Annotated in this window: 20 protein-coding genes; 14 read left to right on the top strand and 6 right to left on the bottom strand. The window is 34.3% G+C overall.

Annotated features, from left to right (window positions below; all coding sequences use genetic code 11):
- Positions 1 to 178: 178 nt before the first annotated feature.
- Positions 179 to 841, bottom strand: a complete 663-nt coding sequence (locus HQN85_RS10840; RefSeq protein WP_173272042.1) for a polysaccharide deacetylase family protein — start codon at positions 839 to 841, stop codon at positions 179 to 181.
- Between the two features lie 82 nt (positions 842 to 923).
- On the opposite strand from HQN85_RS10840, the gene HQN85_RS10845 reads away from it, so the two are divergent.
- The 4 genes from HQN85_RS10845 (at position 924) to HQN85_RS10860 (ending at position 5239) form a co-directional block, all read left to right on the top strand.
- The gene (locus tag HQN85_RS10845) at positions 924 to 2291 is read left to right on the top strand and encodes a TolC family protein (protein WP_173272044.1); all 1368 of its coding nucleotides are present in this window, start codon (positions 924 to 926) and stop codon (positions 2289 to 2291) included.
- 27 nt (positions 2292 to 2318) lie between these two features.
- Positions 2319 to 3680, top strand: coding sequence for an efflux RND transporter periplasmic adaptor subunit (locus tag HQN85_RS10850; RefSeq protein WP_173272046.1), 1362 nt, complete (start codon positions 2319 to 2321; stop codon positions 3678 to 3680).
- 142 nt (positions 3681 to 3822) lie between these two features.
- On the top strand, positions 3823 to 4821 hold the full coding sequence (locus tag HQN85_RS10855; protein WP_173272048.1) for an NAD(P)H-dependent glycerol-3-phosphate dehydrogenase: 999 nt from the start codon (positions 3823 to 3825) through the stop codon (positions 4819 to 4821).
- 85 nt (positions 4822 to 4906) lie between these two features.
- Positions 4907 to 5239 (top strand): hypothetical protein, encoded by a 333-nt coding sequence (locus HQN85_RS10860; protein ID WP_173272050.1) that lies wholly within the window; start codon positions 4907 to 4909, stop codon positions 5237 to 5239.
- Positions 5240 to 5378: 139 nt separating this feature from the next.
- Here HQN85_RS10860 and HQN85_RS10865 read toward each other — a convergent pair whose 3' ends face one another.
- The 3 genes from HQN85_RS10865 to HQN85_RS10875 all read right to left on the bottom strand — a co-directional run bounded on the left by HQN85_RS10865 (position 5379) and on the right by HQN85_RS10875 (position 8638).
- Entirely contained in the window at positions 5379 to 7283 is a 1905-nt protein-coding gene (locus tag HQN85_RS10865; protein ID WP_173272052.1) for a DEAD/DEAH box helicase, read from the bottom strand.
- Between the two features lie 133 nt (positions 7284 to 7416).
- Positions 7417 to 8175: a pseudouridylate synthase gene (locus HQN85_RS10870; RefSeq protein WP_173272054.1), complete on the bottom strand. Its 759-nt coding sequence runs from the start codon at positions 8173 to 8175 to the stop codon at positions 7417 to 7419.
- Between the two features lie 4 nt (positions 8176 to 8179).
- The gene (locus tag HQN85_RS10875) at positions 8180 to 8638 is read right to left on the bottom strand and encodes a DUF4293 domain-containing protein (protein WP_173272056.1); all 459 of its coding nucleotides are present in this window, start codon (positions 8636 to 8638) and stop codon (positions 8180 to 8182) included.
- Between the two features lie 145 nt (positions 8639 to 8783).
- Here HQN85_RS10875 and truA point away from each other — a divergent pair, with 145 nt between their 5' ends.
- Positions 8784 to 9539: a tRNA pseudouridine(38-40) synthase TruA gene (gene truA / locus HQN85_RS10880; protein WP_173272058.1), complete on the top strand. Its 756-nt coding sequence runs from the start codon at positions 8784 to 8786 to the stop codon at positions 9537 to 9539.
- Positions 9540 to 9545: 6 nt separating this feature from the next.
- Positions 9546 to 11336 (top strand): ABC transporter ATP-binding protein, encoded by a 1791-nt coding sequence (locus tag HQN85_RS10885; protein ID WP_173272060.1) that lies wholly within the window; start codon positions 9546 to 9548, stop codon positions 11334 to 11336.
- Between the two features lies 1 nt (position 11337).
- On the opposite strand, the gene HQN85_RS10890 is transcribed toward HQN85_RS10885, so the two are convergent.
- Positions 11338 to 11772: a hypothetical protein gene (locus HQN85_RS10890; protein ID WP_173272062.1), complete on the bottom strand. Its 435-nt coding sequence runs from the start codon at positions 11770 to 11772 to the stop codon at positions 11338 to 11340.
- Positions 11773 to 12095: 323 nt separating this feature from the next.
- Here HQN85_RS10890 and HQN85_RS10895 point away from each other — a divergent pair, with 323 nt between their 5' ends.
- Positions 12096 to 13370 (top strand): dicarboxylate/amino acid:cation symporter, encoded by a 1275-nt coding sequence (locus HQN85_RS10895; RefSeq protein WP_173272064.1) that lies wholly within the window; start codon positions 12096 to 12098, stop codon positions 13368 to 13370.
- A gap of 68 nt (positions 13371 to 13438) precedes the next feature.
- Here the strand turns inward: HQN85_RS10895 and HQN85_RS10900 are convergent, their stop codons facing one another.
- Complete coding sequence (locus HQN85_RS10900) at positions 13439 to 13876, bottom strand: cupin domain-containing protein (protein WP_173272066.1); 438 nt, start codon at positions 13874 to 13876, stop codon at positions 13439 to 13441.
- 513 nt (positions 13877 to 14389) lie between these two features.
- On the opposite strand from HQN85_RS10900, the gene sucD reads away from it, so the two are divergent.
- The 7 genes from sucD (at position 14390) to HQN85_RS10935 (ending at position 21626) form a co-directional block, all read left to right on the top strand.
- Positions 14390 to 15262: a succinate--CoA ligase subunit alpha gene (gene sucD, locus HQN85_RS10905; protein ID WP_173272068.1), complete on the top strand. Its 873-nt coding sequence runs from the start codon at positions 14390 to 14392 to the stop codon at positions 15260 to 15262.
- Between the two features lie 168 nt (positions 15263 to 15430).
- Positions 15431 to 15910, top strand: coding sequence for a methionine-R-sulfoxide reductase (locus HQN85_RS10910; protein ID WP_173272070.1), 480 nt, complete (start codon positions 15431 to 15433; stop codon positions 15908 to 15910).
- 128 nt (positions 15911 to 16038) lie between these two features.
- Entirely contained in the window at positions 16039 to 16413 is a 375-nt protein-coding gene (locus HQN85_RS10915; RefSeq protein WP_173272586.1) for a septal ring lytic transglycosylase RlpA family protein, read from the top strand.
- A 445-nt stretch (positions 16414 to 16858) separates the two neighbouring features.
- Positions 16859 to 17836, top strand: coding sequence for a ribonucleoside-diphosphate reductase small subunit (locus HQN85_RS10920; RefSeq protein ID WP_173272072.1), 978 nt, complete (start codon positions 16859 to 16861; stop codon positions 17834 to 17836).
- 116 nt (positions 17837 to 17952) lie between these two features.
- On the top strand, positions 17953 to 20337 hold the full coding sequence (locus HQN85_RS10925; RefSeq protein WP_173272074.1) for a ribonucleoside-diphosphate reductase subunit alpha: 2385 nt from the start codon (positions 17953 to 17955) through the stop codon (positions 20335 to 20337).
- 125 nt (positions 20338 to 20462) lie between these two features.
- Positions 20463 to 20669, top strand: coding sequence for a cysteine-rich CWC family protein (locus HQN85_RS10930; protein ID WP_173272076.1), 207 nt, complete (start codon positions 20463 to 20465; stop codon positions 20667 to 20669).
- 81 nt (positions 20670 to 20750) lie between these two features.
- Positions 20751 to 21626 (top strand): carbon-nitrogen hydrolase, encoded by an 876-nt coding sequence (locus HQN85_RS10935; RefSeq protein WP_173272077.1) that lies wholly within the window; start codon positions 20751 to 20753, stop codon positions 21624 to 21626.
- Positions 21627 to 21705 lie beyond the last annotated feature (79 nt).

Below are 21705 nucleotides of genomic sequence, written 5' to 3' on the forward strand. Positions count from 1 at the left end.
TTAGCATTATTCTAAATAAATTGATGGCTTTACTAGATATAAAATGTTATTGTTCAAAACCGAACAGCTTTGTGCATTTACGAACAGTTATTTTGTTTGTTTAAAATATAAACAGCTGATAATTAGCTGTGTATATGGTTTTTAGTTTTTGGCATAAACTTCGCCTTTAGGCTCGATGTTAAAGCGTGCCAAATTGGTATCCTTTTTCACTTAAATATTTTAACACTTTTGGAAGGGTATAGTGTAAACGGTCAAAGGCTTTTAAACTATCGTGAAAAACCACGATCGAGCCATTTTGAGTGTTTTTGATAACGTTCTGGTAACATTTTTCTGGAGAGAGATTAAGGTCGAAATCGCCACTTAACACATCCCACATAATGATTTCTAGTCCAGAGTCATTAGTTCGTAGTTCTGAGTCTCGATATGATTTCAGACTTTTGACTTTAGACTTTAGACTTTTAATTTGAGATTTCTTAATTCTTCCATAAGGTGGGCGAAATAAGTTAGTTTGTGTAAGTTGTTGGCATTTTAAGATGTTTTGAATATAGGTTTCATCATCGGTTTTCCATCCTTTAAGGTGATTAAAAGTGTGGTTTCCAATAGCATGCCCCTCATTTTTTACTCGCTCAAATACCATAGGATGCTTACTAATATTATCTCCAATACAAAAGAAAGTGGCTTTTACATCAAAGCTTTTTAAAGTATTTAATACAAAGTCTGTAACATTGGGTATAGGTCCATCGTCAAAGGTTAAATAAACAATTTTTTCCGAGCGGGATTTGTTCCATGTTAAAGATGGATAGAACCATTTGAGTAATAGTGGAGATTTAACTAGGTACATACCCAAAAGTAATATTTAGGTTGCACTTAAGAAATTTAAAAAATCAATTAATTGTTTATTTATTATTGTGAAACTAATTTTTATGAAACAAGTTGCCAATTTTAGCTTTTTAACCAAGCTTACATTTATTTTATCTTTAATTATAACTGGGTTTAGCCAAAAAAGCTTTGCGCAAGAACTAATTACTATACAACAAGCAGTAGATAAAACACTAACTAACAATTTACAAGTTAAGCAGTCTATTTTTAGTGAAAGCTTATCTGATATTAATTTAAAGCAATCTAAATATGCGTTACTTCCTACCTTGGGTGCCAATTTATCTCAAGATATGCGTTGGGGCCGTAATAATCAGGGTGCATCTGGGGTTTATGAAAATACTCAGAACTATAGTTTAAATGGCGGCGCAAGTTCAAATGTTGATTTATTTAGTGGCTTAACAAAAATGAATCAGATCAAGCAAAACAAGGTATTGCTTGAAGCTAGTAAAACAAATACTAGTAAGGTGAAAAACGATTTAATTCTATCTGTTGTTACGTCGTATCTTCAAATTCTTTACAATAAGGATTTTTTAAAAGCCGCAAATGATCAATTGACAGTAGCCAAGCAACAATTAAATCAGCAACAACAATTATTAGATGTTGGTAACAAAACATTAGCAGATCTTTCACAAGCTAAATCTCAGGTTGCAACAGCTGAATTAAATGCTACAAATGCACAAAATGCTTTATCGATTTCTTATTTAACCTTAGCGCAATTAATGGATATTCCTTCTTCAACAGTTTATGAAGTGCAAGCTCCTGTTATCGACAATTTAAGCACTCCAAATGGGAAATACAATGCTGAAGAAATTTATGCCAATGCAAGTGCCATGTTTCCAGATATTAAATTAGCCGGTTTGAATACCGAAGCCGCAAAAATTGCTGTTAAAATTGCTAAAGGAAATTTGTTACCTACACTTTCATTTAATGCGAGCTATGGAACAGGTTATTTTTATAATTATAATTTTAATCCACTGTATCCAAATCCATCGTTTTCAAATCAGTTGAGTAATAACATCTCAAAAGGTATTGGTATGAGTTTGTCTATTCCTATATTTAATGGACTTCAGATAAAATCTAATTACAGAAGAGCTAAAATCAATTTGATGCAAACTGAAACTGAGGAGCAGTTGGCGAAAAATAACCTGAATAAAGTTATTTATCAAGCAGTTGCAGATTTGAAAGCGGCAGAAGGCCGTTATGCCTCTACAACCAATGCTTTTACAGCACAAAAAGATGCATATTATGTAATTGAACAACGCTATAACGTAGGTTTAGTAAATTCATTAGATTACAGTACTGCTTTAACAAATAAAAACAAAGCAGAAATAGATATGATACAAGCTAAATATGATTTAATATTTAGAGCTAAAGTGATTGATTATTACCTAGGCAAACAGATTACATTTTAATAAACAAAACAATACTTATACATAATTATGAAACTTAAACACATTTTAATTGGCGTTGGTGTACTACTTGTACTGTTAATAGTTGCAAAATTTACAGGCCTTATTGGTGGCGAACAAATTGAAAAGGTAACTGTAGAAAAAGCAGGCAGTAAAAAAGTAGTAGAAACAGTAACTGCGAGTGGAAAAATACAACCAGAAACAGAAGTTAAATTAAGTTCTGAAGTTTCTGGTGAGGTTACCCAGCTTTTGGTTAAAGAGGGCGATGTAGTTAAGAAAGGTCAATTACTTTGTAAAGTTAGACCAGACGTTTTGCAATCTGGTTATGAAAGAGCAGTTGCTTCATATAATTCTCAAAAAGCAAGCGTTGCAGCCTCTCAACAACAGCTGATACAAACACAAGCCAATTTTGCAAATGCAGAAGCTACTTACAAACGTAATGTAGAGTTGTACAATAAAAAGGTTATTTCTGCCGCAGAATTTGATGCTGCAAAAGCAGCATACTTAACTGCAAAAGCAAATTTAGCAAGCGCTAAAGAAAATGTGACTGGTGCAAGATTTGGTTTAGAGCAAAATGGAGCAAATGTTAAAGAAGCAGGTGCAAACTTAGCTAAAACTACTATTTATTCTCCAGTTGATGGTGTGGTTTCTAAATTATCTATTGAATTAGGTGATCGTATTTTGGGTACTTCACAAATGGCTGGTACAGAAATTATGCGTATATCTAACTTAACAACCATGGAAGTGAATGTGGATGTAAATGAAAATGATATTAACCGTGTGAATGTTGGCGATAGCGCTTCAGTGGAAGTTGATGCTTTTGCAGACAAGAAATTTAAAGGTGTAGTTACTGAAATTGCAAGTTCTTCAACTAGCGTTGGTACCGCAACTACTTCTGTAGATCAAGTGACTAACTTCTCTGTAAAAGTTCGTTTAATTGCAGATTCATATAGCACTGTTAAAGGAGGAGCGAAAGATTTACCATCTCCATTTAGACCAGGACTTTCTGCAACTGTTGATATTGAAAGCGAATCCGTAACTGGATTAGCAGTTCCAATTCAATCTGTATTTACTAGTGATAAGGATAAATCAACAGATCCAATGGCTAATGCTGGAAATGATCAAAATCAGGATAAACAAAAGAGCAAATTGACTGATAAAAAAGTAAAACAGTTTGTTTATTTATTCGATAGCAAAACTTCGACAGTTAAACAAGCTGAAGTAACGACTGGTATCCAAAACGATCAATTTATAATTGTTAAAACTGGATTGAAAGATGGACAAGAAATTGTTTCTGGCCCTTACTCTGCTATTCAAAACAAGTTAAAAGATGGTATGAAAGTAGAGAAAACCACTAAGGATAAGCTATTTACTGCTGAGAAGAAAAAGTAATATCCCAAAATCATAATAATTAAGTATTTTTGACGCTTAGGTAAGGTTTAAAATAAATGCTCGTTTGGCATTTATTTTAAACCTTTTGCCTTTTGGAATAATTTGCGCATAAGTATTTGCTCTTATTCTTAACTTAATAATTATGATACCTAAAATTGCAATGATTGGTGGCGGAAGTTGGGCTACCGCGATTATCAAAATGTTGTCGGATAATCTTTCTGAGAAAGAAATTTTTTGGTGGATGCGCAATGAAGAGGCGATAACGCATATTAAAGCATTTAAACACAACCCTAATTATCTAAGTTCTGTAGAAATTAAAGTGCCTCAAGAAAATATCTCATCAAATATTCGTGATATTATTGCAGCCGCTGATTACCTAATTTTAAATGTCCCAGCAGCTTTTTTAAAAGAGACTTTAAAAGATATTGGCCCTGAAGATTTAAAGGGGAAAAAAATAATTTCAGCTATAAAAGGAATTGTTCCAGATGAAAATTTAATTATCGGTGAATTTATCAATCAAAAATATAATATCTCACTAACTGATATTGTGGTAATAAGTGGACCTTGCCATGCTGAAGAAGTTGCATTGGAAAAACTCTCTTACTTAACTATAGCAAGTATGGATATAGATTTAGCCCAAAATTTCGCCGATTTATTAAGTACAAGATACATTAATACAAATGCATCCGATGATATTTTTGGAACAGAGTATGCTGCGGTTTTGAAAAATATTTATGCAGTAGCAAGCGGAATTTGTCATGGTGTAGGCTATGGAGATAATTTTCAGGCTGTGCTAATTTCTAATGCCATTAGAGAAATTAAACGTTTTGTAGATGCTGTACATCCAATTGATAGAGATATAATGGAATCAGCTTATTTGGGCGATTTAATGGTTACTGCATATTCGCAATTTAGCCGTAACCGAACATTTGGGAATATGATAGGGAAGGGTTATACTGTAAAATCGGCTCAATTGGAAATGAATATGGTTGCAGAGGGGTATTATGCAGCAAGCTGTATGCACTATATCAATCAGAAGTATAAAGTGGATATGCCTATTAGCAAAGCTGTTTACCATATTTTATATGAAAACCGTTCTCCAGCAACAGAAATGAGGTTTTTAACAGAAAAGTTAAATTAAGTAAGCAAATATTCTTTTTGTTTTTGAATAATAGATTTTGAAACAATAACTCATCCGCTATTGTTATCTATAAAAATCTAAGATTATGAAAACGAAAAAATATTTAATAGGAAGTTTAGCTGCTATGGCGATGATTGCGTCAGTGAGCTTTAGTGCGAGCGCACAGGAGAAAAAAACTGAAGCAGGAAAAGTATTACAAAAAACAGGAAAAGTAGCTAAAAGTGTTGGCAATAAAACTGCTGAAGTTGCCGTAAAAGGTACTGCAAAAGTTGTTGATGCAAAGTATAAAGGCAGAATGGCGCCAGATGGTTCTGATGTATATATTGATGGTAAAAATAATAAGTATTACATCAATAGTAAAGGGGCAAAAATTTATTTAAAAGCTAGTCAAATTAGAATTAGACCCGCTAATAAGTAATATTTTGTCATTCCGACTTTGGAGGAATCTCTAAATGAAATTCTTCCTTACACTCTGGATGAAAAATACTCAGGATTAATAAACAACAAAGCCTCGACAATTTGTCGAGGCTTTGTTGTTTATATAAGGTTGTACCTAATTAAGATCTACGTCTTCTTTCGCCACCACCTTCGCGTCTTCCGCTACCACCAGTGTTTCCACCTTTATCATCACGGCTACGGCCAGAGAAATCTCTGAAACCACCACCATTACCACCATCGCGTCTTCCGCTTCCACCGCTGCTTCTTCTATCGCCACCACTACTTCTTCTTTCTCCGCCGAAACCACCGCCTCCGCTTCTTCTTTCTCCACCGCCATAGCCACCACGTCTTCTTTCTCCACCACCTTCACCGCCTCTGCTACCCACTGGTGCATCACCGCTTTTTTCAATTCTTACTTCACGGTTGTTAAATTTAACATCCTTGAAGTTCGTAAATAAAGCATCAACGGTATCATTTTCTACTTCAATGAAAGAATAAACTCCTTTTAAATCTATTTTACCTACTGCTTTACCAGAAATTTTGCCATTATTACATACAAAACCTAATAAATCACCTCGTGTAAAATCATCTACAGAGCCCACGTTGATAAATAAACGAGTGTAATTGCTGTTATCGAAATTTCTTGAACCGCGTTCACCTCTTTCCCCACGTTCACCTCTTTCACTACGCTCATCTGGTGCATTTAAATCTGGTGCTTTAGAATAATAATCTAAAAAGCGATTAAATTCTAATGAAGCAAACTTTTTAATCACTTCTTCTTTGCTCAACTCTGCAAATTCATCCATAATTCTTGGAATGTATTGATCAATTTGCTCATTGTTTACTTCCACATTGTGAACTTTATGTACTAAAGCGAACAATTGTTTTTCGCAAACATCAAAACCTGTAGGTAATTCTGCTTTTGTAAATTGTTTACCAATAATTCTTTCAATTTGGCGAATTTTACCAATTTCTTTAGAGTTAACGATACAGATAGAGATACCAGTTTTACCAGCACGGCCTGTACGACCAGAGCGATGAGTATAACTTTCTATTTCATCAGGTAAAGAATAGTTAATTACGTGAGTTACATTGTTTACATCGATACCACGAGCAGCAACATCAGTAGCAATTAATAATTGCATGTTACGATCGCGGAAACGTTGCATCACTTTATCACGTTGTTGTTGAGATAAATCTCCGTGTAATGAATCTGCATTGTAACCATCTTTAATTAGATGCTCGGCAACATCTTGTGTATCCAATTTGGTTTTACAAAATACTACTGCAAAAATTTCAGGATTAAAATCTACAATTCGTTTTAGGGCAGCGTATTTATCACGAGCACGAACAATATAATATTCGTGTTCAATGTTTACGTTACCTGTATTTTTTGTGCCCATGGTTAATTCTACAGGATTTTCCATGTAGTTTCTTGCAATACGACGAACCTCAGGAGGCATTGTTGCAGAGAATAACCATGTTTTTTTATCGTCAGGTGTAGTCGATAAAATGTCGTTTATGTCTTCTTGGAAGCCCATGTTTAACATTTCGTCGGCTTCATCCAATACTACATATTTAACGCTAGAGAAATCGATGGCTTTACGGCCAATGATATCTAACATGCGGCCGGGCGTGGCCACTACGATTTGTACGCCATTGCGTATTTCACGTAGTTGTTGCATAATGTTTGCGCCACCGTAAACGGCAACTACATGTGCATTAGGCGTGTTTTTAGAGAAATTCTTGATGTCGTTTGCAATCTGCAGACATAGCTCACGCGTTGGGCACAAAATTAGGGCCTGCGGCTTATTGCTCTTAAAGTCTATTAATTCTAACAGCGGCAAACCAAATGCGGCTGTTTTTCCTGTTCCTGTTTGGGCCAAACCAACAAAGTCGTTACTACCTTCTAACAGTACAGGAATAGATTGCTCCTGAATAGGCGTAGGATTTTCAAAACCTAGCTCTTTTACGGCATTAACAACGTCATCACTTATCCCCAATTTACTAAATGGGTTTATCATTATAACATTTTTTAATTAAGCCGCAAAGGTACGGTTAATAATCCGTATTTCACAGTGTGTCAGGTAAATAGTTTTTGAAAGGAAATTATTGGTTTAGAGTGGGTTAGTGAAATTCTTTAAATATACTTTGTGTTTATTCCAAACCAACAAGCATATGTGCCAATATGGGTTCACATTTTTCTTTGCAACAAGCATAAAATTTTTTATGCTTCCAAGTAGCAGATTTAGGCGACAAACCCCACCAAAATTCTGTTAACGCTAGGGGCTTTAATTGATACTGAAAAGCATATTGCAATAATTTTGGCCCAGCACATTCACCAGCACCCGCCGGAGGATTTCTATAGCCTGCCTTACTGAAAATGTCTTTTAAACTTTTTTCTTCTCCAGCCTGATTTAAAAAATAATATTGATCAAATATTTTATTTTGTAATGCAATAGAATGTTGTTTTCTTTTGATTTTGAACTGATCTATTTGCTCTTTATTTAGCGTTTGTTCTGCTTTTAATTCTTTTATTTCCGCATTGATAGTATTCAATTCTTCCATTCCCTTATTTAGGAAGCTATTTGCTGTAAGTAAATCGAATATCGGCGGGACAAATTTAGAGTGGTTATTTGTACCTGCAAGTTTACCTGAGAATGCCGCTAGATATCCAATTTCTTTTTTAGAATTTTGAACAATTAAAACGCCAAACATTTTGCCTATTACAACTCCAGTTTCATCGTTTAAACCAAAATTATGATCCCATTCAGTTTGGTTTTGCAAATAATTTTGTAATTCTTCTGCTGCAATTAAACAAAGTGGATGAGGTTCATCACCTTGCAATAACATAAATTTTGTTGGCAAAGCAACCTTATCTATTGCTTGCACAAAATTGATGAAAAGGTTCGTCATCTACCTACCTCAATCTATCGGCGCTTCTTATCAGTTTATCATCATTATTAATGCCTCTTATAGCTAAAATGATAAAAAAGATGGCAATAACAGGTAAAAACATACCAGCGCTATAGTTTGCAGTTTCTAATCCCCCAGGAATTTTTTTAGCATATTGACTGCACCAAAAAGATAATCCAATAATTAAAACCACAGATGCAATACTTATTCTTTTTTGAGTTGTTCTGTTTTTAAAATTAAAAATATTGACAAAACACATAATGGCAACCGCTATAGTGCTAATAAATAACGGCATAAAAGATTCTATTTGTTTAGTTTGCATACCAGTTTTTTGATATAAACCGCTTGCAATAATTTGATAGTCCATTCCGCCAAAATTTGCAGTAACCATAGGGATAAAAAGTAAGCAGCAAATGGTTATGCCTGCTAATAAAAGCCATATCGATTGTATTCTTTGTATCATAGTTCTAAAATTATTTTAACAAACTTAGCAAAAACTTGTAGCTAAAAGCAAGTTTGCCATCTCTCTTCGGTCATAAAAAATAAAAACAAAAGAAATATATCAAATCAACAACACTAGCAAACTAGAAAAAACTATTTTTGTGGTATTGAGATATTTTATAGAATTAAGTTATGATGGTACAGATTTCCACGGTTGGCAAACACAACCTAACGGGATAACTGTGCAAGCGTGTTTAGATAAAGCATTAACAACATGTTTTAGGCAAGATATTATTTCATTAGGCTGTGGCAGAACTGATGCAGGTGTACATGCTACTCAGTTTTATGCACATTTTGATGTCTTCGATTTACCAGAAGTAACCGTTGTTAACTCGGTAACAAATGTTAATTCATTATTACCTTATACCATTGCCATAAAACGAATTTTTGCTGTAACTAATGAGGCTCATGCCCGTTTTGATGCTATTGCTAGAGCCTATAAATATCACCTTCATTTTGAGAAGGATCCTTTTAAGATAAACAAATCTTGGTTATATAAGGGCGAATTAGATTTCGAGAAAATGAACGAGGCCGCTCAATTATTATTGAATTTTACAGATTTCTCTTGTTTTAGTAAATCGAAAACACAAACATTTACCAATAACTGTAAAATCACACAAGCTGGTTTTGAGAAAATAGATGGAGGATTAATTTTTACCATTAAAGCCGATCGATTTTTAAGAAATATGGTAAGAGCGATTGTTGGAACTTTGATTTTGGTAGGCAAAGGTGATATTGATGTATTAGAGGTTACACAAATTATAGAAAGTAAAAGTAGAAGCAAAGCAGGACAATCTGTGCCAGCTTGTGGTTTATATTTAGTTGCAGTTGAATATCCATTTATTCAATCAAGAAAAAATTAAAAAAGAATGTCTAAAATAACTGGAGATGCATTTAATGTTGGCTTACTTAAAAGAGTTTTTGAGTATGTAAAACCGTATCGAAAAACATTTGTGTGGTCGGTGGTTTTAACACTTTCTTTAGCTATTATAACGCCTGTTAGACCATTTTTAATAGGTTATACGTTAGATAAGTTCATCCTTTTAGGAAACTATAAGGGTTTGGTGCAAATGACCATTTTAATGGTTGTTTTATTGCTTTTGCAAACCCTAATTCAATACAGTCAAACATTGCTAACCAATACTTTAGGGCAATCTGCTATTAAAGATTTAAGAATAAATGTATTTAACCACATTAGCCGTTTACGTCTTAAATATTTCGATCAAACACCAATTGGGCAATTAATAACCAGAACTGTTTCTGACCTAGAAACGATAGCCGATATTTTTTCTGAAGGATTAATTGCAATGGTTGGCGATTTATTGCAAGTTGTGGTAATTATTGCTTGTATGCTATGGATAGATTGGGAGTTAACGCTAATCGTTTTATTGCCTATTCCTTTTTTAATTGTGGCGACTCGTATTTTTCAGAAATCTATAAAAGTAGCCTTTCAAGAAATTAGAACAGAAGTTTCTAACCTTAATACCTATTTACAAGAACACATTAGCGGTATTTCTATCATCCAATATTTTGCAAGGGAAGACCAAGAATATGCTAAATTCAAAAAGATAAATTCTCGCTATCGCGATGCAAACATCCGCTCTAATTGGTATTATTCTATTTTCTTTCCAGTAGTTGAGCTAATTTCTGCTTTATCGCTAGGTTTATTGATTTGGTATGGGTCTAAAATGATTTTAGAAAAACCACTTGATGTTGAGCCTGGAACAATTACTACATTTATTATGTTCATCAACATGCTTTTTAGGCCAATTAGAGAGCTTGCCGATAAATTTAACACTTTGCAAATGGGTATGGTTGGTGCAGAACGTGTATTTAAAGTTTTAGATACTAAAGAAACTACCGAAAATAAAGGAACATACACTCCCGAAAAAATGCAGGGAGCAATTAGCTTCAATAAAGTATGGTTTAGTTATAATCAGGATGGAGAAGTTGAACAGGAAAACTATGTATTAAAAGATATTTCTTTCGAAGTTAAGGCTGGGCAAACAGTTGCTTTAGTAGGGGCAACAGGTGCAGGGAAATCATCAACTATTAATATTTTAAATCGTTTTTATGAAATACAAAAAGGCGAAATTAAAGTAGATGGTGTGCCAATTAAGGATTATGAATTAGGCTATTTACGTAGTCATATTGCAACGGTATTACAAGATGTTTTCCTGTTTTCTGATACGATTTTTAATAATATAACACTTAACAACCCTTCAATTTCATTTGATGAAGTAGTAGAGGCAGCCAAGAAAGTTGGAGCACATGATTTTATCGAACGCTTACCAGGGGGCTATCATTACAATGTGATGGAACGTGGTGCAACACTTTCTGCGGGACAAGCACAATTGATCTCATTTATCAGAGCCTTGGTTTATCAACCATCAATTTTGGTGCTGGATGAAGCTACTTCGTCGGTTGATACTGAAACAGAAATGCTCATACAAAGTGCTATAGAAAAATTAATGCAAGGCAGAACATCGATTGTAATTGCGCATCGTTTGTCCACCATTCAAAAAGCCAATTTAATTATTGTATTGGATAAAGGAGAGATTAAAGAAAAAGGGACACACCAACAACTGTTGAAACTTGATGGCTATTATAAACGTTTATACGATTTACAATTTTCATCTGTTGGCATTGCTAAAAATTAATCTATTTAATTAACTGATCTTCAATAATAGTTTTCGTTACTGTAGTACCGCTTGTTACCGTAGTTTCTGTAGCCAAACCAATACTCGTATTTCTAACAAAACTCAACTTTTGTGTATATGCAGGAGTTCCTGAAAAAGTAATGTTATCTCCAGTTGCATCAATGCTATATGTTCTGGTAGAAATAGGTGTTTTATTTTGTTTTACCACTTTTCCATCGGCACTAAAAACTAACGTGTCAATTGGGTTATATTTTACTGTATCTGGGTTGCCAGCAACGTTGTTTGTGTAAATAGTTTTAATGGTGTATTTAAGCGGCCACTTTCCAATAATTTGCTTTTGTACCAATTCTTGAGGATTAACTTCTGTTTTTTTACAACTATAAATCGTAAGTGCTAAGCCAGCTAAAAGAATACTAACAAGGTTCAATTTTTTCATGGTTAATCACAAAGATAGTTCATTTGTTGCATTCGTTTTTTAAAACGATATGTTTTTAACACAACGCTATCTTTTTTAAAATTTGTACGTCATTGCGAGGCACGAAGCAATCTTACAACAATAAACAGCAGAACTTTGCATTAAGATTGCTTCGTGCCTCGCAATGACGAGTTTGTGATAAAGAAATTTGTTTAAAATCGGAATGCCAATTTTACAATATTAGTTTGTAAAACAATACTATCTTATCCAATACAGATGTAATTTCTTAAAAAAATAGGATGTCAATAAAAAATGTTCCTATCTTCAATTCTTATTCAAATTAAATGAAGTCAATTTTATCTAATTTAACCTTTCAAGTTTTAGTAGCCATCACTTTAGGCGTTTTAGTTGGAGTTTTTTATCCCGCATTTGCACCTCATGCAGAGTTAATTAGCAAGAGTTTTATTAACATGATTAGCATGTTAATTGCCCCAATTATATTTTTCACCATTGTTTTAGGTATTGCCCACATGGGGGATATGAAAAAAGTTGGTCGGGTTGGGGGTAAAGCATTGCTTTATTTTGAAATCGTAACTACCCTTGCTATTATTATCGGTTTAGTAGTGGCTAATGTTTTAAAACCCGGAGTAAATGTACATGTACCGCCCGGCAATGTAGCTAAAATTGCTACCTACACCGCACAAGCTGGAGAAATTAATTGGCTAGAATTCATCGCTCATATTATTCCTAAAAATATTTTTGAAGCATTTACCAAAGGTGAAATTTTACAAATCTTATTTTTTGCTATTTTATTTGGGTATGGTTTAAGTAAAATGGGCGAAAAAGGCCATTCTTTGATTAGCAGCTTCGATAAAATTTCAAAAGTATTATTCAATATCATGAAAGTGGTAATGCGGTTTGCACCAATTGGCGCTTTCGGCGGAATGGCTTTTAGCGTTGGTAAGTATGGCTTAGGCACTTTATTGCCGATGGCGAAATTAATGGGTTCAGTTTATTTAACCTGCTTCTTATTTATTTTTGTGGTGCTAAATGGCATTTGTCGCTATTACAAATTTAGCTTGTGGCAATATTTAAAATACATCCGACAAGAAATATTAATTGTGTTAGGCACATCATCATCAGAATCTGTATTGCCAAGTATGATGAAAAAGATGGAAGATATTGGCTGCGATAAATCGGTGGTAGGTTTAGTTATCCCGACAGGATATTCATTTAACTTAGATGGTACAGCAATTTATTTGGCCATGGCGGTTATCTTTTTAACCCAAGTTTTTAACATCGATTTATCTATTGGCGAACAAATTTCTATTATGGCTGTGTTAATGGTTACTTCAAAAGGAGCAGCTGGTGTTACTGGAAGTGGATTTATTGTGCTAGCAAGTACGCTTACAGCTTTAAAAATTATGCCTGTAGAGCATATTGCTATTTTGTTAGGTGTTGATAGGTTTATGAGTGAAGCAAGAGCAATTACCAACATGATAGGCAACGGAATTGCAACCATCGTTATCGCAAAAAGTGAAAAGGAATTTGATGAGGGAAAATATTTAAAAGCGATTAGACCAGCCGCTATAGAAAGAGCAGAGGAAGATCATTTTTAAGAAAACTCTGTCATTCAGGGCGCAGCGAAGAATCTCAAAGATAGTAATTACCAAAGGTACTTAAACACCTACTTCTTCTCGTAAACAATTAAAATAACCAAATCATTATTGGTATTAGGCTCAATGCCATGAGAACTCCCCGGTCTAGTTAAAATAGCATCCCCGGCTTTAACTGGGAAAGTTTCACCATTCATTTTCATTTTGCCATTTCCGCTCAGTATATAATAAATCTCATCCTCTTTTTGCAAATGATAACCAATTGATGAACCTGGTTTTAAAACCCTTTTTCTGAAAACTGTTTTCAAGCCTTTAGCGTTTCCAAAAAAATTGTATCCAACCGTTTTCCCTCCACCATTATGAGTGCCCGGCTCTTCTTTAGCGACATCTACATCGTTTTGAAGAATGAATTTACTTGTGTCTATCATTTGTGATTTTGCAGTAGGATTAAAAGCAAATAGAAAGGTTGTAAAAAATAAAACAGCGTAAAAGCGAGTTGAGATTTTCATTGATTATGATTTTTAATAAAAATAGCAATTTGATTGCTTTTTGTCAAAGAGCATGTTTAAACAGATAAATATACCATTGCTTTTTTAACACAACTCGTGTTGTTCTATTGCACATCTTTTTCTCATCTTCTTCTTATCAGCATCGTAAATGAGTATAATAATGTTAAGTGTTGAGACGGACTTAGTTCGGAGTTTGGTCGGAGTTGGTTCGGACTTGTGACAATTGTACCCGAGCCTACCCCGTTTTAGCTTCGACTGATATATGAACTAAAAGCTAACTTGACATATTCTTGTTTTCAAACTTTCATAAGTCTATTAAATTTTTGACTTTGTCACAGTTATTTTGCGCTCTTTGTAAGTCATTAAAAGGTTTGAGTGGTTGCCCGTAAGCTTGTTTAATAAGCCCATGGGACTAACATAATTGGAATAAATATGGATATGATAAATTATCTGCCAATTGCATTTGACAATCCATTTCAATTACCTTAGATTTGCACACAAAAAATAGATATAATGAGTGTTTTAGTAAATAAAGATTCAAAAGTAATTGTTCAAGGCTTTACTGGTAACGAAGGTACGTACCATGCAGAACAAATGATAGCTTACGGTACAAACGTTGTTGGCGGGGTAACACCTGGTAAAGGCGGTCAAACGCATTTAGATAAACCTGTGTTTAACACAGTAAAAGATGCAGTTGATAAGGCTGGTGCTAACGTATCTATTATATTTGTACCCCCAGCTTTTGCTGCAGATGCAATTATGGAAGCTGCAGAAGCTGGTATTAAAGTAATTGTTTGTATTACAGAGGGTATCCCAACTAAGGATATGATTGCTGTAAAATCTTATATTAAAGGAAGAGATTGTCGTTTAATCGGACCGAATTGTCCAGGTGTAATTACTGCGGATGAAGCTAAAATTGGTATTATGCCAGGCTTTATCTTCAAAAAAGGTACAGTAGGTGTTGTTTCTAAATCTGGTACGTTAACTTACGAAGCAGTAGATCAAGTGGTAAAAGCTGGTTTAGGTATTACAACTGCAATTGGCATTGGTGGTGATCCAATTATTGGAACTACTACTAAAGAAGCGGTAGAATTGTTAATGAACGATCCAGAAACTGAAGGTATCATCATGATTGGTGAAATTGGTGGCGGTATGGAAGCGGAAGCTGCATTGTGGATTAAAGCAAATGGTACTAAACCAGTTGTAGGTTTCATCGCTGGTCAAACTGCGCCTCCAGGACGTAGAATGGGTCATGCTGGTGCAATTGTTGGCGGTGCCGATGATACTGCTGCTGCTAAAATGAAAATTATGGCTGAGTGTGGAATTACCGTAGTAGAAAGTCCTGCAGAAATAGGTGAAGCAATGGCCAAACTATTAAAAAAATAAAGACTGATCTTTAATCAATATTAAAAGCGTTTCAATTATGGAACGCTTTTTTTGTGCTCAAAACCTTACGTTGGTATGAAAAACAAAGTTGTACAATTTTTTATATTTGTATAAACGGCAAAATCCAAACATTAGCGCAAAACGTATATGTTTAAAAATATAACCCACATGAAACAAATAATCAATAAAACAGTAATGGCATTAAGTCTGTTGTTTCTAACAAGCTTAGGTGCTTGTGCACAGAAACAAGGAAAAGCAACGCCATCTAAAACCACCAAGAAAATGGAATATAACAAATTAACCAAAGAAGAAGAAGATGTAATTGTTCGTAAAGGAACAGAATATCCAGGTACGGGTAAATATGATAAGTTTAACGAAAAGGGTACATATACTTGCAAACGTTGCAATGCAGCTTTGTATAAATCAGACTCTAAATTTGATGCACATTGCGGATGGCCATCTTTCGATGATGAAATTAAAGGTGCAGTAAAACGTGTGCCAGATGCCGATGGACAACGTACGGAAATTGTTTGTGCAAATTGTGGTGCTCACTTAGGTCACGTATTTGTTGGGGAAGGTTTAACTTCAAAAAATACACGCCATTGTGTAAATTCAATCTCAATGAATTTTGTTCCTGACAAAAAGTAATTATTTTAATCGATTTTTAATGCTCAGATTTATCTGGGCATTTTTTTTGCTTATTGGCAGCTGAATAGATGAGTTTTTATGTAAATACAACTCATTTTGTATATTTGAATTTGCCTATGAGAAATAAAATGAAACTTTTGCTGTTCTTTTGCCTTGCCTCTTTGGCAGTAAAAGCTAAATCTTTACCAACAAAACATCCCGATACGGTTGTAAAAATGATTTACACATCTTATTACGCTAAAAAGTTTGAAGGTAGAAAAACATCTAGCGGCGAAAGATATAGAGGGGCTAAATTAACAGCAGCACATCTTACACTTCCCTTTGGTACATTGATTACTGTTAGAAACTTAGTGAATGGTAAAACAGTTACCGTTAGAGTGAACGATCGCGGGCCACATAGCAAGAAATTTTCATTAGATCTTTCCACTTCAGCAGCTAAAGCAATTGGTATTTATAGACTAGGTTATGCCAAGGTAGAAATCTCATATGTGTCTCCAAAATAATTTAATAATTCTTGTGTTATAACACATTTCTTAAAATTATTAACACTCCTTTTGATTCTCTAAGTCCTTAAAAAGAAATAATTAGCTTTTTTCTATGTTGTTTATGACCAAATTTTGATGAGAATTTCTGTTCAATTCAACAACATGTTAACAACTTTGTAACTCAAAAAATCGATCAACTTCTATATTTGTTAAAGAAAGTTCTTTAAAAGAAATCACTCCTATATTATTTTAAGTACTTAATATTTAGTTGTTTAAAAGGCGTTAAAAAATCAATGTTTTTTAAAATGTTTCACTAAGTACTCAAGATGTTGGCGGCGTGATTTTGATAAAGCTTTTTAGGTTAAGGGGTTAACAGTTTTTAAAGAATAAGGCGAATTTTTACCTGCACTAAAAAACGAATTAATCTATACTAGCAATTTCTAAACGTTAAAAAACTAAACTTATGCAGCAAGAACAAGAATTATTATTAAAAGAAAACAAAGATCGTTTTGTTCTACTCCCAATTAAATATCCGGCCATTTGGGAAATGTATAAAAAAAGTGAGGCGAGTTTTTGGACAGCGGAAGAAATTGATTTATCTGATGATCAAAAACATTGGGATAATTTAAATGATGGGGAAAGACATTTCATTTCTCACATTTTAGCTTTCTTTTCTGCTAGTGATGGTATTGTAAACGAAAACTTGGCTGTAAACTTTATGAGTGAAGTACAGTTGCCAGAAGCACGTTGTTTTTATGGTTTCCAAATTATGATGGAAAATATCCATGCTGAAACTTATGCACTGTTAATTGACACGTATATTAAAGATCCTAATGAAAAAGATCGTTTGTTCCATGCAATTGATACTGTTCCGGCAGTAAAAAGAAAAGCAGAATGGGCATTACGTTGGATTGAAAATGGAACTTTTGCAGAACGTTTAGTCGCTTTTGCTGCGGTTGAAGGAATTTTCTTTAGCGGTAGTTTTTGCTCTATTTTCTGGTTGAAAAAACGCGGTTTAATGCCTGGATTAACCTTTAGTAATGAGTTGATTTCTAGGGACGAAGGTATGCATTGTGAATTTGCTTGCCTGTTGTACAGTATGCTAGAAAATAAATTAGCCGAAAAACAAGTGCATGATATCATCCGCGATGCGGTAGAAATTGAAAAAGAATTTATTACCGATGCTTTGCCGGTTGCCTTAATTGGAATGAACGCTAAATTAATGAGCCAGTACATTGAGTTTGTAGCCGATAGATGGATTAGTGAATTAGGCTATAAAAAAATATATAATGCATCAAATCCATTCGATTTTATGGAGATGATTTCGCTACAAGGAAAAACAAATTTCTTTGAGAAAAGAGTAGGTGATTATCAAAAAAGTGGAGTATTAACTTCTACAGAAGATAAAGCAGCTGCATTTTCACTAGATGACGATTTTTAATTAGAGTTAAAGACAAAAGGTTAGGGCTTTGTCTGGTACTTGAAACCATATAATAAAAATAATTTAAAACCTGGTGCCGCTATTAATTTAATACGCACCATTAATACTTGATTAGGATGTTTGTAATAAAAAGAGATGGCCGCCAAGAAGCGGTAAAGTTTGATAAGATAACTGCTCGTATTGAGAAGTTGTGTTATGGTTTTAACGCAGAATTAGTAGACCCTATAGATGTTGCCAAAAAGGTAATTGAAGGATTGTACGATGGTGTTACTACTTCAGAACTTGATAATCTTGCGGCAGAAACGGCTGCGTCCCTAACTACAAAACACCCAGATTATGCTTTGTTAGCATCGCGTATTGCAGTGTCTAACTTGCATAAAAACACCGTTAAATCGTTCTCAAAAACGATGGAGATGTTGTATACTTATGTAGATCCTAAAACAGAAAAACCTTCATCGCTTATTGCAGAAGATGTTTGGGAAGTGATTAAAAACAACGCTGATATTTTAGATAGTACAATTATTTACGATAGAGATTTTGGTTTCGATTACTTCGGTTTCAAAACCTTAGAAAAATCGTATTTATTAAAAGTAAATGGGGTGATTGTTGAACGCCCACAACATTTATTTATGCGTGTGGCAGTTGGCATTCACAAAGAAGATATCGAAAGTGCCATCAAAACCTATAATTTAATGAGTGAGCGTTGGTTTACACATGCTACACCAACTTTATTTAACGCAGCAACTCCAAAACCTCAAATGTCATCATGTTTCTTATTAACTATGCAAGATGATAGTATTGAAGGTATTTATGATACATTAAAGCAAACTGCCAAAATTTCTCAAAGTGCTGGTGGTATTGGTTTAAGCATTCACAATATCCGCGCAACAGGAGCTTATATTGGTGGTACAAATGGCACAAGTAATGGTATTGTACCGATGTTAAAAGTATTTAACGATACCGCTCGTTATGTAGATCAAGGTGGAGGTAAACGTAAAGGTGCTTTTGCAATCTATTTAGAGCCTTGGCATGCTGATATTTTTGCTTTCTTAGACTTACGTAAAAATCATGGTAAGGAAGAAATGAGAGCTCGTGATTTATTCTATGCACTTTGGATTTGCGATTTGTTTATGCAACGTGTGGAAGACAATGGCGATTGGAGCTTATTCTCTCCAGATGAAGCACCAGGTTTAGCAGATTGTCATGGTGAAGAGTTTAATAAGTTATATACCAAATACGAACAAGAAGGTAGAGCTCGTAAAACGATAAAAGCACAAGAACTTTGGTTCGCTATTTTAGATGCTCAAATTGAAACTGGTACACCATATTTATTGTACAAAGATGCGGCGAATGGTAAATCAAATCAGCAAAATTTAGGTACAATCAAGTCGTCTAACTTATGTACAGAAATTATTGAGTATACCTCTAAAGACGAAGTTGCTGTTTGTAATTTAGCTTCATTAGCATTACCAAGATTTGTAATTAATGGCGAATTTGATCACCAAAAATTATATGATGTAACTTATCAAGCTACATTAAACTTGAATAAAATTATCGATCATAACTATTATCCAGTTATTGAAGCGCAAAACTCTAACTTCCGTCACCGTCCAGTTGGATTAGGTGTACAAGGTTTGGCAGATGCATTTATTTTAATGCGTTTACCATTTGAAAGTGATGCGGCTAAGGAATTAAATACCGATATTTTTGAAACCATTTATTTTGCTGCAATGACAGCATCGGCTGATTTAGCTGTTAAAAATGGCGCTTATGAAAGTTTTAAAGGTTCACCACTATCTAAAGGTAAATTCCAATTTGACCTTTGGAATGTAACTCCAAAAAGTAACCGTTGGGATTGGGAAAGTTTGCGCAAACGTGTAGTTAAAACTGGTGTATACAATTCATTATTAGTAGCACCAATGCCAACCGCATCTACTTCGCAAATTTTAGGAAACAATGAATGTTTCGAACCGTATACTTCAAATATTTATACACGTCGTGTATTAAGTGGAGAGTTTGTAGTAGTGAACAAACATTTATTAAAAGACTTAGTTTCATTAGGTTTATGGACGCCAGCAATGAAAGATAGAATTATTTTAGCGAACGGTTCAATTCAAGATATTGCAGAAATTCCAGATTACATTAAAGAATTGTACAAAACAGTTTGGGAGATTAAAATGCGTAATATCATCGATATGGCTGCCGATAGAGGTGCATATATCTGTCAATCGCAATCTCTAAACTTGTTTATTAATGCACCAAATACATCGAAATTAACGTCAATGCATTTCTACGCTTGGAAAAAAGGGTTGAAAACAGGTATGTACTATTTACGTACACAAGCTGCTTCTCAAGCTGTTAAATTCACGGTAGAAAACCAAGGAGGTAAAGCAATTGAAGCTGTAATTCCAGATACAATTCCTCAAGATCAAGTAGCTGAAGAAATCGTTGATGGACCAGTTTGCTCGATGGAAGAAGGCTGTATCAGCTGTTCAGGCTAGTTTTTAGTTTGCCAAATAAATATGAAGGAGTACAGATGGTAACATCTTGCTCCTTTTTTGTTTTACTTTGCGGTTAGATTTGTCTCTTTATCCTTAATTTAAAAGCTTATATCTTTGTGTAAAGAATGACTAAACACGAAATTATTCCATGTGATCGTTGCGGAACTGCTATTGAATGTAAGGCAAATTCGTATACAAAGTGCCAATGCAGCACAGTACAGCTCAACATTAATGAAGTACAATACATTAGTGAACTGTTTGATGGTTGCTTGTGTGCAAAATGTCTTTTTGAATTACAAGAAGAATATAGAGAAGGTTTAACTGCCAGTTAGTTGTAAACTCTCAAAAACCTACACCTTTTACCTTTTTACCCTCCACCTTTTTCCTTAACTTTGTAGTTCAAATTTATACAGATGAGTAAAGTAAAGGTTGGCTTAGTGCAGATGAGCTGTACAAAAGATAAACAAGAAAACTTAAACAAAGCGATAGCTAAGATTAGAGATGCAGCAGCAAAAGGAGCGCAAATTGTGTGCTTGCAAGAACTGTTTACCTCTTTGTATTTTTGTGATGTAGAGGATTATGATAACTTTGATTTAGCAGAGAAAATTCCTGGTCCATCTACAGATGCGTTGCAAGTAGTTGCTAAAGAATTAGGAGTGGTAATTGTTGCTTCATTATTCGAAAAAAGAGCTGAAGGATTATATCACAATACAACTGCGGTTTTAGATGCTGATGGAAGTTATTTAGGTAAATACCGCAAAATGCATATTCCTGATGATCCGGCTTTTTATGAGAAATTTTACTTTACACCTGGCGATTTAGGTTACAAAGTTTTCGAAACCAAATATGCTAAAATCGGTATTTTAATTTGTTGGGATCAATGGTATCCAGAAGCTTCTCGTATTACAGCTTTAATGGGTGCAGATATTATGTTTTATCCTACTGCAATTGGCTGGGCAACAGATCAGGATGAAGAAACTAATCAAGATCAATACAATGCTTGGCAAACTATTCAACGTTCTCATGCAGTAGCTAATGGAGTTCCTGTAGTAAGTGTAAACCGTGTAGGTTTTGAACAAGATGGAGCCATGAAGTTTTGGGGTGGTAGTTTCGCAACTAATGCACAAGGCAAATTGCTTTATTTAGCGTCGCACGATAAAGAAGAGACAGAGGTAGTGGAGTTAGATTTAAGTCAAAGTGATTATATGCGTAAGCATTGGCCATTTTTAAGAGATAGACGAATAGATTCTTATCAGCCAATCACAAAAAGATATATTGATGGGGATTAGTTTTTAGTCTGGGAAGTCAGTAAAGTCAGAAAGACCGAGAGTGGAGAAGTGAAACTTAAGATAAAGTTTGTAAGTTAGT

It is taken from the genome of Pedobacter boryungensis (assembly GCF_013204825.1).
Lineage (GTDB): Bacteria > Bacteroidota > Bacteroidia > Sphingobacteriales > Sphingobacteriaceae > Pedobacter > Pedobacter boryungensis.

Excerpts from the sequence above, each read along its gene's own strand:
- HQN85_RS10840 (WP_173272042.1), bottom strand. The coding sequence starts at position 841 with ATGTACCTAGTTAAATCTCCACTATTACTCAAATGGTTCTATCCATCT.
- HQN85_RS10845 (WP_173272044.1), top strand. The coding sequence starts at position 924 with ATGAAACAAGTTGCCAATTTTAGCTTTTTAACCAAGCTTACATTTATT.
- HQN85_RS10850 (WP_173272046.1), top strand. The coding sequence starts at position 2,319 with ATGAAACTTAAACACATTTTAATTGGCGTTGGTGTACTACTTGTACTG.
- HQN85_RS10855 (WP_173272048.1), top strand. The coding sequence starts at position 3,823 with ATGATACCTAAAATTGCAATGATTGGTGGCGGAAGTTGGGCTACCGCG.
- HQN85_RS10860 (WP_173272050.1), top strand. The coding sequence starts at position 4,907 with ATGAAAACGAAAAAATATTTAATAGGAAGTTTAGCTGCTATGGCGATG.
- HQN85_RS10865 (WP_173272052.1), bottom strand. The coding sequence starts at position 7,283 with ATGATAAACCCATTTAGTAAATTGGGGATAAGTGATGACGTTGTTAAT.
- HQN85_RS10870 (WP_173272054.1), bottom strand. The coding sequence starts at position 8,175 with ATGACGAACCTTTTCATCAATTTTGTGCAAGCAATAGATAAGGTTGCT.
- HQN85_RS10875 (WP_173272056.1), bottom strand. The coding sequence starts at position 8,638 with ATGATACAAAGAATACAATCGATATGGCTTTTATTAGCAGGCATAACC.
- HQN85_RS10885 (WP_173272060.1), top strand. The coding sequence starts at position 9,546 with ATGTCTAAAATAACTGGAGATGCATTTAATGTTGGCTTACTTAAAAGA.
- HQN85_RS10890 (WP_173272062.1), bottom strand. The coding sequence starts at position 11,772 with ATGAAAAAATTGAACCTTGTTAGTATTCTTTTAGCTGGCTTAGCACTT.
- HQN85_RS10895 (WP_173272064.1), top strand. The coding sequence starts at position 12,096 with ATGAAGTCAATTTTATCTAATTTAACCTTTCAAGTTTTAGTAGCCATC.
- HQN85_RS10900 (WP_173272066.1), bottom strand. The coding sequence starts at position 13,876 with ATGAAAATCTCAACTCGCTTTTACGCTGTTTTATTTTTTACAACCTTT.
- sucD (WP_173272068.1), top strand. The coding sequence starts at position 14,390 with ATGAGTGTTTTAGTAAATAAAGATTCAAAAGTAATTGTTCAAGGCTTT.
- HQN85_RS10910 (WP_173272070.1), top strand. The coding sequence starts at position 15,431 with ATGAAACAAATAATCAATAAAACAGTAATGGCATTAAGTCTGTTGTTT.
- HQN85_RS10915 (WP_173272586.1), top strand. The coding sequence starts at position 16,039 with ATGAAACTTTTGCTGTTCTTTTGCCTTGCCTCTTTGGCAGTAAAAGCT.
- HQN85_RS10920 (WP_173272072.1), top strand. The coding sequence starts at position 16,859 with ATGCAGCAAGAACAAGAATTATTATTAAAAGAAAACAAAGATCGTTTT.
- HQN85_RS10925 (WP_173272074.1), top strand. The coding sequence starts at position 17,953 with ATGTTTGTAATAAAAAGAGATGGCCGCCAAGAAGCGGTAAAGTTTGAT.
- HQN85_RS10930 (WP_173272076.1), top strand. The coding sequence starts at position 20,463 with ATGACTAAACACGAAATTATTCCATGTGATCGTTGCGGAACTGCTATT.
- HQN85_RS10935 (WP_173272077.1), top strand. The coding sequence starts at position 20,751 with ATGAGTAAAGTAAAGGTTGGCTTAGTGCAGATGAGCTGTACAAAAGAT.